Consider the following 12,907-nt stretch of genomic DNA (forward strand, 5'->3'; position numbering starts at 1 on the left):
CTGAGAGCTCTCCTGTTTTCTCGCTCCAGGGCGGCGTCACCCGGCCAGGGGCGCGACGGCGCGCATGCACCTGTGCCTGGAAGGAGGAGGCGTTCCCGTGCCGAACGACCTCATGGAGATTGCCGCACGCGAGTTTCGCGTGGTCGCGGAGCGACGTAAGGGAGGAGCCGAGGCCCGGTCCGGTGCCGCGGTCCATGCCGTGCGGACGGTCGATGGCGATGCCGCGTTCCTCAAGGCCACGCCGGCCACGCTGGGTGCGCAGGCTTTGCTGGCCGCGCGGCGAGAGCTGCGGTTCTACCGGGACCTCGCACCGGTGGTCCCCGTGCGCACCCCACGACTCCTTGACTTTCTGGACACCGAGAGCGGTGTGGCCGTACTGCTCACGGCCGCAGGACAGCCCCGGGGCAGCGCGTCCTGGACTCCGGGCATGTGGGCCGAATTAGGCGAAGACCTTGCCGCCCTCCACCGCATGCCGCCGCCGACGGCCGGCGACTGGAACCGGCCCGATGCGTTGCTGGACGCCCTCGACTCCCCTGATCCCCCCGAGCACACCGCCTTCTGGGCGGCCGCACTCCCCCAGCTTGGCGACCTCCTCACCCGCCGCGCCGAGCTCCGGGAAGAGATCATCGCGCTGTCGCCGACCTTCATCCATGGAGACTGCCACACCGACAACATCGTGCTCTCGGCAAGCGCACTCACCTTCTGCGACTGGCAGTCGACCGGAGTCGGCCGGCCCGTCAGCGACCTCGCCTTCCTCAGCGTGCGTGCGACCCCCTCGGGCGCGGTCGTCCCCCGGGCGTTCATCGAGGCCTATCTGCGTCATCGTCCCTGTGACCGCCGCGTTCTGGAACGCGCCCTGGTCGCCGAAGAGCTCGCCGTCTTCCTCTTCCTCTGGCCGCCCTACGCGGCGTTCAACAGCGAGGAAGGGATCGCTCGAGTTCACGCGAGAACGCGCGAACTCGCAGAGCGGTACCTCGACGGTGCCCGCTGACATCGACCTGTCGCCGTCAGCCGTCCTCGCGTGCCGGGGGCAGCAGCGCGGCGGCGGCCACGACGAGCGGGTCCAGCCGGCCGTCGGCCGCGCCCGCGTCGGCGAGCAGCTTGGCCCGCATCCGGGGGTCCCAGAAGGAGTGGATATGGGCGGCGATCTGTTTGGCCGCCCAGGCCGGATCGCGGTTTCGGAACTGTACTGCGATCTCGTTCGACAGGCGGACGTGCGGAGATATCTGCGTCATCACTTCACCGGTGCGGGGGCCGAGGCCGGGGCCGGGTGCTTCAGCGACACCTGGACCGCGGTCACCTTGTACTCGGGGCAGTTGGTCGCCCAGTCGGAGTTCTCCGTGGTCACGACGTTCGCTCCGGTCACCGGGTGGTGGAAGGTCGTGTAGACCACCCCGACCGGCATCCGCTCCGCGATCTTGACCCGGAGGCTGGTCTCGCCGACCCGGCTGGCCAGCGCCACGGTGTCGCCGTCACGGATGCCGCGCACCTCGGCGTCGTGCGGGTGCATCTCCAGCAGGTCCTCCGGATGCCAGGCGGTGTTCCCGGTGCGCCGGGTCTGGGCGCCCACGTTGTACTGCGACAGGATACGTCCCGTCGTCAGGATCAGCGGGTACTTGCGGGTGCTGCGTTCCTGGGTCGGGACGTAGTCGGTCAGCATGAACCGGCCCTTGCCGCGTACGAACCCCTCGATGTGCATGATGGGCGTGCCCTCGGGGGCCGCGTCGTTGCACGGCCACTGGACGCTGCCGACCTCGTCGAGCTTGGCGAACGACACCCCCGCGAAGGTGGGCGTGGTCATCGCGATCTCGTCCATGATCTGCGCGGAGTGGTCGTACTTCATCGGGTAGCCCATCGCCTGCGCGATCTCGCAGACGATCTCCCACTCGTGCTTGCCGGTCCGCGGCGCCATCACCGGGCGGACCCGGTTGATCCGGCGCTCGGCGTTGGTGAACGTGCCGTTCTTCTCCAGGAACGAGGTGCCCGGCAGGAAGACGTGCGCGTACTTCGAGGTCTCGTTGAGGAACAGGTCCTGCACGACCACGAGGTCCATCGACGACAGGGCGGCGGTGACGTGCTTGGTGTTCGGGTCCGACTGAACGATGTCCTCACCTTGCACGAACAGGCCCATGAACGTGCCGTCGATCGCGGCGTCGAACATGTTGGGGATGCGCAGGCCCGGCTCGGGGTGCAGCACGCGGCCCCACAGCGTCTCGAAGGTGCCGCGCACCACGTCGTCGGAGATGTGGCGGTAGCCGGGCAGCTCGTGCGGGAAGGAGCCCATGTCGCACGAGCCCTGCACGTTGTTCTGCCCGCGCAGCGGGTTCACCCCGACGCCCTCGCGGCCGATGTTGCCGGTGGCCATGGCCAGGTTGGCCATGCCCATCACCATGGTCGAACCCTGGCTGTGCTCGGTGACGCCCAGGCCGTACATGATGGTGGCGTTGCGCGCGCCCGCGTACAGGCGGGTCGCGGCCCGGAGCTCGGCCGCGGGGATGCCGGTGATCGACTCGACCGCCTCCGGGCTGTGCTCGGGGGCGGAGATGAACCGCTCCCACTCGGCGAAGTCCTCGCAGCGCTCGTTGACGAACTCCCGGTCCACCAGGCCCTCGGTCACCACCACGTGGCTCATGGCGTTGATCAGCGCCACGTTGGTGCCGGGCAGCACCCGCAGGTGGTGCTCGGCCTGGACGTGCGGGGAGCGCACCAGGTCGATCCGGCGCGGGTCGGCGACGATGAGCTTGGCGCCCGCGCGCAGCCGGCGCTTGATCCGCGAGCCGAACACCGGGTGGGCGTCGGTCGGGTTCGCCCCGATGATCAGGATGACGTCGGCCTTGTCCACGGACTTGAAGTCCTGGGTGCCGGCCGACGTGCCGTACGTCTGCTTGAGCCCGTAGCCGGTCGGCGAGTGGCAGACGCGGGCGCAGGTGTCCACGTTGTTGTTGCCGAAGGCGGCGCGCACCATCTTCTGGACGACGTAGACCTCCTCGTTGGTGCACCGGGAGGAGCTGATGCCGCCGATCGCGCCGGCGCCGTGCCTGGCCTGGATCTCCAGCATGCGGCTGCCGACGTAGCCGATGGCCTCCTCCCATTCGACCTCGCGCCAGGGGTCGGTGATCCGCTCGCGCAGCATCGGCTTGAGCTGCCGGTCGGGGTGCGAGGCGTAGCCGAAGGCGAACCGGCCCTTGACGCAGGAGTGTCCCTCGTTGGCCTTGCCATCCTTGTAGGGCACCATGCGTACGACCTCGTCGCCGCGCAGCTCGGCCTTGAACGAGCAGCCCACGCCGCAGTAGGCGCAGGTGGTGATCACGCTGCGGGTCGGCATGCCGAGCTCGACCACGGACCGCTCCTGCAGCGTGGACGTCGGGCAGGCCTGCACACAGGCGCCGCAGGAGACGCAATCGGACTCCATGAACGTGCCGCCGGCGCCGGCGGCGACCTTCGACTCGAATCCGCGGCCCTCGATCGTCAGGGCGAAGGTGCCCTGCACCTCACCACAGGCGCGCACGCAGCGGGAGCAGGCGATGCACTTGCTCGCGTCGAAGTCGAAGTAGGGGTTGGTGCTGTCGGTCGGCAGGTCGAGGTGGTTCTCGCCGTCGAAGCCGTAGCGGACCTCCCGCAGGCCGACCACGCCGGCCATGTCCTGCAGCTCGCAGTCGCCGTTGGCGGGACAGGTCAGGCAGTCCAGCGGGTGGTCGGAGATGTACAGCTCCATGACGCCGCGGCGCAGCTCCGCCAGCTCGGGCGTCTGGGTGCGTACCTTCATCCCCTCGGCCACCGGAGTGGTGCATGACGCCGGGGAGCCCTTGCGGCCGTCGATGTCGACCAGGCACAGGCGGCACGAGCCGAAGGGCTCCAGGTTATCGGTGGCGCACAGCTTCGGGATGTCGATGCCGCACTCGGCCGCGGCACGCATCACCGAGGTCCCCTCCGGGACCCGCACCGGCTTGCCGTCGATCTCCACGGACACGGTCGCCTCGCCCGAGCGTGCCGGAGTGCCGTAGTCCTGCTCCTTGATCAGGCTCATCGCCGTTCCTCCGTCGTCGCTCCGAAGTCGCCGGGAAAGTGGGTGAGGGCGCTTCGCACCGGCATCGGTGTCAGGCCGCCCATCGCGCAGAGGGAACCCTCGGTCATCAGATGGCACAGGTCGTTGAGCAGCTTCAGGTTGGCGGTCCTGTTCTCGCCCGCGACGATGCGGTCGATGACCTCGACCCCGCGTACCGCGCCGATCCGGCATGGGGTGCACTTGCCACACGACTCGGCGGCGCAGAACTCCATGGCGAACCTGGCCTGCCCCGCCATGTCCACGGTGTCGTCGAACACCACCACGCCGCCGTGGCCCACCATCGCGCCCGCCGCGGCGAACGCCTCGTAGTCCATGGGCAGGTCGAACCGGGACGTCGGCAGGTAGGCGCCGAGCGGCCCGCCGACCTGCACCGCCCGCACCGGCCGGCCAGAGCGGGTGCCGCCGCCGTATCCCTCCACCAGCTCGCCGAGGGTGATGCCGAAGGCGGCCTCCACGATGCCGCCGCGGGCGATGTTGCCGCCGAGCTGGAAGACCTGGGTGCCGCGCGAGCGGCCCACCCCGAGCCCCGCGAACGCCTCCGCGCCGTCGGCCAGGATCATCGGCACCGAGCCCAGGGTGAGCACGTTGTTCACCACGGTGGGTTTGCCGAACAGGCCCTCCAGAGCCGGGATCGGCGGCTTGGCGCGCACCATGCCGCGCTTGCCCTCCAGGCTCTCCAGCATGGAGGTCTCCTCGCCACAGATGTACGCCCCGCCACCAACCCGGACGAACAGGTCGAAGGCGAAGTCGTGGTCGAGGACCCGCTTGCCGAGCCAGCCCTTCTCATAGGCGGCGTCTATCGCCGCACGCAGCGTGGCCACGGCATCGGGATATTCGGAGCGGATGTAGATGTAGCCCTCGCTCGCCCCGACCGCCCAGGCGGCGATCGTCATCCCCTCGATGAGGGTGAACGGGTCGCCCTCCATCAGCATCCGGTCGGCGAAGGTGCCGCTGTCGCCCTCGTCGGCGTTGCAGCAGACGAACTTCAGCTCCGACGCGGCGCCGAGCACGGTCTTCCACTTGATGCCCGCCGGGAAGCCCGCGCCGCCCCGGCCCCGCAGCCCGGAGTCGGTGACCTCGCCCACCACCTGCTCGGGGGTGAGGGACAACGCGCGCCTCAACCCCGCGAGCCCGCCGTGGGCGATGTAGTCGTCGGGAGAGACCGGGTCGATGACGCCGACCCGGGCGAAGGTCACCCGCGTCTGGTCGCGCAGCCAGGCGATCTCCTCGGTCGGACCGAGGCACAGCCGGTGCGACGCGCCGTCCAGCAGCCCTGCGCCGAGCAGGTCCTCGACGTCGTCCGGGGTCACCGGGCCGTACGCCACCCGCCCGGCCGGCGTCGCCACCTCGACCAGCGGTTCGAGCCACAACAGGCCGCGGGAGCCGTTGCGCACGACGCGTACCCTGGGGCCGGCCGCCTCGGCGATCCGCTCGGCGACCTGGTCGGCCCCCACAGAACGGGCCGCGGAGTCGCGCGGGACGTAGACGGTCACAGGCTCGTCGATCACTGGCCGACCTCCAGGAGGCGGTCGAGCTCCTGCGGCCCGACCCTGCCGTACAGCCGGTCGCCGACCTGGACGGACGGGCCGGTCGCGCAGTTGCCGAGGCAGAAGACCTGTTCCAGGGTGATCTCCCCGTCCGGCGTGGTCTCCCCGAGGCCGATGCCGAGCCGGTTTCTCGCCCGCTCGACCAGCCCGGCCGCGCCCACCGCCTGACATGCCTCCGCCCGGCAGATCCGGACCGTCGTACGGCCCGGCGCGGTCTGACGGAAGTCGTGGTAGAAGGTGACGACGCCGTGCACGTCGGCCCGCGAGAGGTTCAGCTCGTCTGCCAGGATCGGGATCGCCGCCGGGTCGATATGACCTAGATCCTCCATGAGACTGTGCAGGATAGGCAGCAGAGCACCTCGGTCGTCGCGGTGCCGCGCGACAACCGACCGTACTCGATCTTCAAGAGGCGGCGTCGGCGACGACGTCATGACCAGCCTTTCGATCGGAAGCCTTGCACTTGCAAGGTCACGCATAGTGGGCGGGCATGTCCAATCACTTTCTTCTATTGCCTGAAAGGGTACGCCTATCAACGCAGGTCGGACAGGGTTTGCCCGCGTGCTCCGGTCGGGCCGCCCCGGACGCTTCAGCCCCGGATTTTCGGAGAACCGTGCGTGACAATCTCTCGTCCTGACTGTTCCGGTGGGCAAAGGACGTGGGCCGCCGCCAGGAACCGCCAGTCGAGGTCAGCCGGCCCGATGATGAGCAGCGTACGCACCATCGCGAGCATGGCCTCCCGGACGGCCTCGGCGAGCGCCGATTCGACCGGCATCAGCGCGCTCCAGGTGATCGCGCCCGGATCCCATCCTTCGGTGACCAGGTCGACGATGTGCCCGATGAGTGGCAGGACGGTCAACCCGATCGCGGGTGCGGGCGACCGGCGCGGCCATGATCGCGGCCCGCGGCTTGAGCGGCCCGCCGATGCGCTCACGGTCCGGCGGCCGCTCTCGACCGGGGCGCAGTTGGCGCTCCGAGCTCATGGCAGGACCACCGCCCGGTTGATGGGGAAACGCCGGCCTGGTGCCCGGCCTCAACGGCAGGAGCCGAACACCTCTGTCGTGAGCATGGCCACGTCGGTGAGCAGGCGCGGGCGGGCCTTGCCGTACCTGACCGAGATGCCGGTCTGCTTCATGGCCGGGTCGAGAATGGCGGCTCGGTGCTCGTCGCTGTTCATCCACCAGCGGACGGCCGCGCGCGGCGTGGCGGTGCCGTCCCAGCCCGAGAAGACGTTCTCCTTGACCTGCCAGGTGCCGGTCGGGCAGTAGCCGGCCGCCTTGACCCGGACGCCGACGTCGGAGTGCGTGACCGGGTTGATGTGCCACTGCTTGTTCTTCGGGTCCTCCGGCCGGTCGATCCACCACTTGAGCAGCCTGGCCGCCTGCACGTGCTCGTCGGCCGCCTTGTAGAGGCGGTAGCTGTCCTCCAGGGGCGCGACGCCGATGCGGGCGCGCTCGGCGTTGACCAGGCAGCGGATGGCGTTGGACGCGAAGCCCTCCATGAGGACGATCGCCGCCTTGCGCTGGCCTTCGGTCAGCTCGGGTTTGTTCTTCTTGAACCAGGGCTCGGTGCGGACGGGGTTGTCGGCGAAGGCGCAGTCGGCCTGCTGCGCGTGGGCGGGCGCGGCGGTGGCCGCCAGCCCGGTGGCCAGCAGCGCCGCGGCGAGGAAGGCTCTCATGCCTCGACTGTGCTTTGCACCGCGCGGCGCCGCATGAGTAGGGCCTACTCAAAGAGCCACGCTGTGCGACTGTGAAACCACTCGCCAGGCGCGCCCTGCTGCACGAGCACACCGCCCTTCGGAGCCGGGCACAGGCCGGGATCTGCACTCCTCGCTGACCCATCACGTCGAGCAGGGCGCGTTCCTTTCGAGATCATCTTGTCGTAGCGGTCCGGTACGCTCTCCGCCGATCAACTTCGCGCGAGAGGCTGCCGATGTTCCGTCTCCTGGCCATCCTGGCCGCCGCCGCGCCGAGCCTCCTGTTGTCGCTGCATCCCGGCATCTTCTGCGGCTGGGCTCCGGCCACCTGGCCCGAGCCGACCCCGCTGCGCACCGCGATCTGGGACGCCGCCTTGTGGACCGTCCTCGTGCTGCCGGCCGTGCTGGCGTTGCTCGCCATCTGGGCACCACGACGGTTCCCGCTGCTCGGCGCGCTCGCCGCGACGGTGTCGCTGGCGATCAACGCGCCCACGCTCGTCATCCCCTACACGAACCCGTGCGGCCCGCAGCTCTCCCCCTGGATGTCACTCTCATGCCAGGCGGTCGTGGTCGTCGCCCTCCTGCTGGCGCGCGGGGAACGGCGGGCCCCGATGCCCCGCCTGCAGACGGTCTGCTGGACGGGCGTCGTGCTCATCCCATTAGCCAGGACCGTGCTGGCGGTGCTCATCTCCACCTACTCCGGCAGCCTCCCCGGCTGCTTCGCGCAGCTCGAAGGTCCGTGGGCGGAGGTCTCCGACCACCTGTCCAGAGCCACGGGCACGGGCATCCCGATCAGCCTGGCCGCGATCGGCGCGGTGCTCGGGGGAGGCGTGGTGGGGCCGGTCCTCACGGTCGTGCTGCTCGTCGCCGCGCTCTTCGAACCGATCGCCCAGCTCGCGACCTCCGCGCCGCACAACTGCTCCACCGTCCTTGGGCTGGTCGGCTGGCCCCACCTCGCCGCCGCGGGACTGGCCCTGGCCACCCGGCTGCGCTCAGCCGACCAGTCCTAGCTGGGCCTGGCCAGGGCGCCGATCACCCCCGAGGAAATGCTCGCCAGGATCGATGCGACCCCCCGTGACGGAGTTCGACCCTGGCGGCCCGACACGCACGGTCAAGGCGGGCACTCCTCTGGTGTAGAGCGGACGGATGACGGCCAGGGCCGTCGACAAGCCCGGAAACCAGCCGTAGAGGAACAGCCACTGGATTCCTCGGGCTCAACAAAGCACTACTGCTCTTGGAGCTACTGTGCGCCGGTGATCAGGCGTCGTTCCAGGTCGATGACGGGCTCGATGCTCTGCAGGTCGTAATTGCTGAGGATGACGGCCGTCCAGTCCATGTCGAGGTAGAAGGACCAGCTTGTCGAGATGCCCCCGGCGCCGCCTCCGTGGGTGATGATGCGCTGGTTGTTGAAGGTGGGGGCCACCGGCCCGTACGCCTGGAAGGTCTCCCCTCGAAGGGAACTGCCGGACGTGTCCTCCTTCAGCGGCTTGGCGGAGATCTTTCCGTTCACATACAGCTCGGTGTAGGGCCGGGAGGCGAGTTTGCCGGCTTGCAGCGCCGCCGCGAAACGGACGAGGTCGGGGGCGGTGGAGAAGCCGTTGCCACCGCCCGTGCCCATCCATCCCCGGGCGGAGTTGCTGCCCTGGCCTGCGTCGCCGTAGACGGAGCCTTTGTCGAGGTTGCGAACGGCGTCGACCCGCGTGCCGTCCTTTTGATACATGTACGGATGGGCGATGCGCTTGTCGGCCAGCCACTGGCGGCGGGTGTAGTAGGCGGAGTCCTTCATGCCAGCTGGAAGAAAGATGTTCTGGCGGACGTAGTCCTGGAACGACATGCCGGAGACCCTCGCCACGAGCTCGCCGAGCAGGGTGTAGCCCATGCTGCTGTAGGCCTTCTTCGTCCCGGGGGTGAACTCCAGCTCGAAGGTCTTCAGATTCGCCCAGAAGTCCGCCATCTGCTCTTCATAGCTGTTGTGGATCTTCTCCGGCGGCGGCTTCTCGCCGGCACGCCTGGCGTCGCCCAACCCGCTGGTATGTGTCAGGAGATGATGCACGGTGATCTGGCCGGCCGTCTGCGCCGGCAGGCCGTCCAGGTGTTTGCCCACCAGGTCGTAGAACTTGAGCTTGCCCCGCTGAACGAGCTGTACGACGGCCAGCCCCGTGAACAGCTTGGAGGTGGAGGCCAGGGCGTAGATGCCATCGGTCTTGTTCGGTACCTTGTTCTCCTTGTCCGCCCAACCGTAGGCGCGGGCCAGGATCTGACGGCCACGGTGGGCGATCGTCACGGTGCCGGAGAACTGATCCTTGTCCGCCAGTTCTTTGATGTACCGGTCGAAGGCCCCTCCAGGGCGCAGGTCCTGCGGAATCCGGCCAGAGACAGCGGTGTTCGCCTCGGCGGTTCCCGGCGCGGCCACGAGACCACCGGCCGCCAGCGGGAGAGCGCCCAACAGCCCGATGGTCGAACGGCGCGATGGGGCATGGTCGGGCGCGGGATGCGGCAATGCCATGGAACCTCCTGTCACGAGAACAGATGCGCCAGCGATGCAATCACGGCGTTTGTTTCTTCGGCGTTTCCCATGCTCCTTACCGATAGCACCAGTTCAGCGGCATTCTTGGAGCTGCGCCGTGCCATCACCCGTGGCCCTGGGACGCACTTCCAGTTCGGCGTGCATATCTGCACTTCGCCCGGAGCCGCAAGATCGGTCAGATCGTCCTGATCTCAGTGACTGATTGATCAAGGGCACTGGTGTGTAGGGTGAGCCATCGTGCAGCGACTGGCGCTCTTCGACCTGGACAACACGCTCGTGGATCGCGCTGCAGGGTTGCGCCTGTGGGCGGTGGAATTCTGCGAAACGCGCGGGCTTGAGGCAGACAAAGTCGACTGGATCGTGGAGGCCGACGGGGATGGCCTCGTCCCTAAGGAAACCTTCTTCGCCCAGCTCCGGGGGCAGTTCTCGCTGTCCGACTCGGTCGTGGAATTGTGGGCCCAGTATCGTCGCCGTCATCCGACCCTGATTTCGGCCAGTCCAGGCGTCCTGGCCGGACTCGCCCAACTGCGTCGAGCAGGTTGGAAGGTCGGCCTGGTCACCAACGGCTTCGCTGATGTGCAACTCACGACTATCACCAGCACTGGTGTGGCTGCGCATGTCGATGGCTGGGCCATTTCCGGAGCGGAGAAGGTGCGTAAGCCGGAGCGGAAGCTGTTCGAGCTCGCAACTGAGCGATGCGGCCTGACCTTGTCGGCGGGCGGGTGGATGGTGGGCGACAGCGTGGCAGCAGACATCGGCGGCGGACAGGCTGCTGGTTTGCGAACGATCTGGGTCGATCGTGGTCGCCAATGGCCGGGACAGATCAGCAAGCCTGACCACGTCGTGGCTGATGCTGCCGAGGCGATCGCGGTTCTCCTGGCTCAGTAGGGAGCCTGTGAGAGCCTTTGGACTGCTCATGACGGCAGTCCGCCATCGGTTAGCGCTTGCCGACGCATCGGGATACCGAGGTTCACCGCAGTTCGTCCGGCAAGGCGTTGGCTCTCCTCTCGCTTGGCGCGCAGGAAGGTAAGGCTGCACAGCCAGCCGACCGTGGCCGCCGCGTCCGCCTCGGTGGCGCGCTCCCAGCCCACTTCCAGTAGCCACAGGAGCCTTCTCTGTACCTTGTCAAGCTGGGCTCGCCTACGTCGCCGCCGCAGTAGTTGTGCGACGATCCCAAGATGCTGCGCAGCCTTGAGATCAAAGCCACCCTGTCTGATCTTGAGGACGCCCATCGTGACCACGTGTTCTGGGAGCCAACGATTGAACTGAACTTGGATTGCTTCATCTGTGAGCGGGTGGGCCGGACGACCGCGTTGAAGTTGGGGGACGAGCGGGCCGTCTGCCTCAGCAGGAGGGACTACAAGCACTTTGCTGCGGCGCGGATCTCGGCGTTCGACGTGACAAGCCAGGACGCTCTGTTGGTTTTGAGGGCCGTGATCGACTTCTGGTGGGTGCCGTTCCAGGATGCCAAGCGGGGTGGGAATGCGACGCCCCTGAGCAGGTGGGTCCGGCTGCACTACGGCTGTTATTGCCCCCATCAGGAGGCCTCGGGCAAGGGATCGATTCAGACGAACGTACGTCGTCCTTGGAGTCCACGGTGCGGCGAATGCAAGAAGGAGATCGCGGTTGATGCCGAGGTTCCCTCGATCCGGCTCTTGGTCTGAGTCCCAGATCGGACGGTATGCGGGCATGATGACCGCGACCCGGTGAGGGCATGTCCAGATCCGCCTGTCGTGCGAGGACGACGTCCGGCGCCGATGAGTCCATGGCGATCCCTCCTCGATAGGGTCGTGCCGTGACCGGGCGGAAAGGCCGATGGGCGAAGGCTGACCAGGACGGCGGCATCGAGGACGCGACCCTGCTCATCTTGGAGTGGCTCGCCGAGCAGGGCATCAATGCGATGCTCAGGGTTGATGCGGAGAGGCTGGCGGAGGGTCGGCATTCCTGGACTTTCGCGGCGAGCGGCGGCCCGCTGGAGGCGGGCATGCGTGCCGACGGCGCCAGCGCCGCGCTGTGTCTGTCGACGGCAGTCGCCCGGCTGCGCGAGCTCGGCGTGGTCGTGCCGTTTTGATCACGATCCCGTGTGCGTCCTGGGTGGGGCTCACCCGCCCACGCGGCACTGCGACGCCCCATCGCAACAGCCCATCGCTGATCGATCACGCTCGCACACCTTCGCGCCGGACCCCACCATGCTCGGCGGGCAACGTCGCGGACGCCATCCCGCCCCGCCGATGGCGCCCGGCCCGTCCGCTGTGAACCGTCCACGGGGTGGGGCGCCCCAGATGGCGAAGGTGGCCTCATTCTCCGCGGGCTGAGGGGTGTCCTCTCTCACGCGCCCACCCCAAGCGGCGGTGTACGCCTACGAGTCCGGCCTGATCCAGGCCCGCCGCCGCCCCTCCCCAGGACCCGCGGGGAGGCGGCGTTCGGGGCGGTCACGTGCCGGGAGCCCTACTTGGTGGCGTAGCCGGTGCATTCGGTCGGGCTCGTGATAGGGCCGTTGTGCTTGCAGGCCTTCCACGGAGCGCCGTAGTCACCGACGTCTGGAGTGTCGAACCACCCGCTCACGTTGCTGACCTTGAAGGCCGTCGGCGTTCCGGCGCCGCTGACCAGCCAGACCGAGCCGCCCGCGGTGATGTAAGCCTGACCGTGATAGCCCCGTCCGGTCCCCTGCGTTCCGTCGCACCACCACAGGCGGACCGTCGCGGCGGAGCCACCGATCTTCAGCATCGTGCACGGACTGGCCGCGATCTTCGTCGATGCCGAGACCGACTGGCCCGCAAGTCCTTGCTGGACCGCTGCCGCTCGAGCCGGTGCCGGGCTGAACAGCGCCACCGCCAGCGCACTGGCCGCCAAGGCGCCGACTGTAGCCCACCGATTATGGACCTTCGCGAGTTCTTTCACCGAATCCCCCTGTCCCTGCGTGGCGCTTCGGCCGACTGCCGACCCATTGAGCATCGCAACAGCCCCTGTCGTCGGGCTGTCGGAGAGCTTTCGCCTGATCGTCGGCGGATGCGCGTCTACCGCGCCATGGCAGGGATCATGCTGGCTCTTACCGGCACAACTTCCGCGAGCGC

The 12,907-nt window shown here is 68.5% G+C and carries 13 protein-coding genes; 5 read left to right on the forward strand and 8 right to left on the reverse strand.

Translation table 11 applies throughout. The annotated features are described in order from the left end of the window. Positions 1 to 97 precede the first annotated feature (97 nt). On the forward strand, positions 98 to 991 hold the full coding sequence (locus ABZS69_RS57770) for a phosphotransferase (protein WP_355390434.1): 894 nt from the start codon (positions 98 to 100) through the stop codon (positions 989 to 991). A 16-nt stretch (positions 992 to 1,007) separates the two neighbouring features. On the opposite strand, the gene ABZS69_RS57775 is transcribed toward ABZS69_RS57770, so the two are convergent. From ABZS69_RS57775 to ABZS69_RS57800, 6 genes are all read right to left on the reverse strand, one after another. Beyond that, on the reverse strand, positions 1,008 to 1,235 hold the full coding sequence (locus tag ABZS69_RS57775) for a formate dehydrogenase subunit delta (protein ID WP_355390437.1): 228 nt from the start codon (positions 1,233 to 1,235) through the stop codon (positions 1,008 to 1,010). Beyond that, positions 1,235 to 4,027 (reverse strand): formate dehydrogenase subunit alpha, encoded by a 2,793-nt coding sequence (gene fdhF, locus ABZS69_RS57780; RefSeq protein ID WP_355390440.1) that lies wholly within the window; start codon positions 4,025 to 4,027, stop codon positions 1,235 to 1,237. Before fdhF ends, ABZS69_RS57775 begins: the two co-directional genes overlap by 1 nt. Next, positions 4,024 to 5,574 (reverse strand): NADH-quinone oxidoreductase subunit NuoF, encoded by a 1,551-nt coding sequence (locus tag ABZS69_RS57785; protein WP_355390443.1) that lies wholly within the window; start codon positions 5,572 to 5,574, stop codon positions 4,024 to 4,026. The genes fdhF and ABZS69_RS57785 overlap by 4 nt, the downstream gene beginning before the upstream one ends. Further along, entirely contained in the window at positions 5,571 to 6,089 is a 519-nt protein-coding gene (locus ABZS69_RS57790) for a formate dehydrogenase subunit gamma (RefSeq protein WP_355390446.1), read from the reverse strand. The genes ABZS69_RS57785 and ABZS69_RS57790 overlap by 4 nt, the downstream gene beginning before the upstream one ends. A gap of 110 nt (positions 6,090 to 6,199) precedes the next feature. Beyond that, positions 6,200 to 6,469: a hypothetical protein gene (locus ABZS69_RS57795; RefSeq protein WP_355390448.1), complete on the reverse strand. Its 270-nt coding sequence runs from the start codon at positions 6,467 to 6,469 to the stop codon at positions 6,200 to 6,202. A gap of 174 nt (positions 6,470 to 6,643) precedes the next feature. Further along, positions 6,644 to 7,288: a CAP domain-containing protein gene (locus ABZS69_RS57800; RefSeq protein WP_355390451.1), complete on the reverse strand. Its 645-nt coding sequence runs from the start codon at positions 7,286 to 7,288 to the stop codon at positions 6,644 to 6,646. Between the two features lie 254 nt (positions 7,289 to 7,542). Here ABZS69_RS57800 and ABZS69_RS57805 point away from each other — a divergent pair, with 254 nt between their 5' ends. Beyond that, positions 7,543 to 8,316: a hypothetical protein gene (locus tag ABZS69_RS57805; RefSeq protein ID WP_355390454.1), complete on the forward strand. Its 774-nt coding sequence runs from the start codon at positions 7,543 to 7,545 to the stop codon at positions 8,314 to 8,316. Positions 8,317 to 8,546: 230 nt separating this feature from the next. Here ABZS69_RS57805 and ABZS69_RS57810 read toward each other — a convergent pair whose 3' ends face one another. After that, positions 8,547 to 9,806 (reverse strand): serine hydrolase domain-containing protein, encoded by a 1,260-nt coding sequence (locus ABZS69_RS57810; RefSeq protein WP_355390456.1) that lies wholly within the window; start codon positions 9,804 to 9,806, stop codon positions 8,547 to 8,549. A gap of 264 nt (positions 9,807 to 10,070) precedes the next feature. On the opposite strand from ABZS69_RS57810, the gene ABZS69_RS57815 reads away from it, so the two are divergent. The 3 genes from ABZS69_RS57815 to ABZS69_RS57825 all read left to right on the forward strand — a co-directional run bounded on the left by ABZS69_RS57815 (position 10,071) and on the right by ABZS69_RS57825 (position 11,904). After that, on the forward strand, positions 10,071 to 10,721 hold the full coding sequence (locus ABZS69_RS57815; RefSeq protein WP_355390459.1) for an HAD family hydrolase: 651 nt from the start codon (positions 10,071 to 10,073) through the stop codon (positions 10,719 to 10,721). Positions 10,722 to 11,011: 290 nt separating this feature from the next. After that, positions 11,012 to 11,497: a hypothetical protein gene (locus ABZS69_RS57820; protein WP_355390462.1), complete on the forward strand. Its 486-nt coding sequence runs from the start codon at positions 11,012 to 11,014 to the stop codon at positions 11,495 to 11,497. Positions 11,498 to 11,628: 131 nt separating this feature from the next. After that, positions 11,629 to 11,904, forward strand: coding sequence for a hypothetical protein (locus ABZS69_RS57825; protein ID WP_355390465.1), 276 nt, complete (start codon positions 11,629 to 11,631; stop codon positions 11,902 to 11,904). 377 nt (positions 11,905 to 12,281) lie between these two features. Here the strand turns inward: ABZS69_RS57825 and ABZS69_RS57830 are convergent, their stop codons facing one another. Further along, positions 12,282 to 12,734 (reverse strand): hypothetical protein, encoded by a 453-nt coding sequence (locus ABZS69_RS57830; RefSeq protein WP_355390468.1) that lies wholly within the window; start codon positions 12,732 to 12,734, stop codon positions 12,282 to 12,284. Positions 12,735 to 12,907 lie beyond the last annotated feature (173 nt).

The sequence above is a fragment of the Nonomuraea sp. NPDC005650 genome (genome assembly GCF_040605375.1).
Lineage (GTDB): Bacteria > Actinomycetota > Actinomycetes > Streptosporangiales > Streptosporangiaceae > Nonomuraea.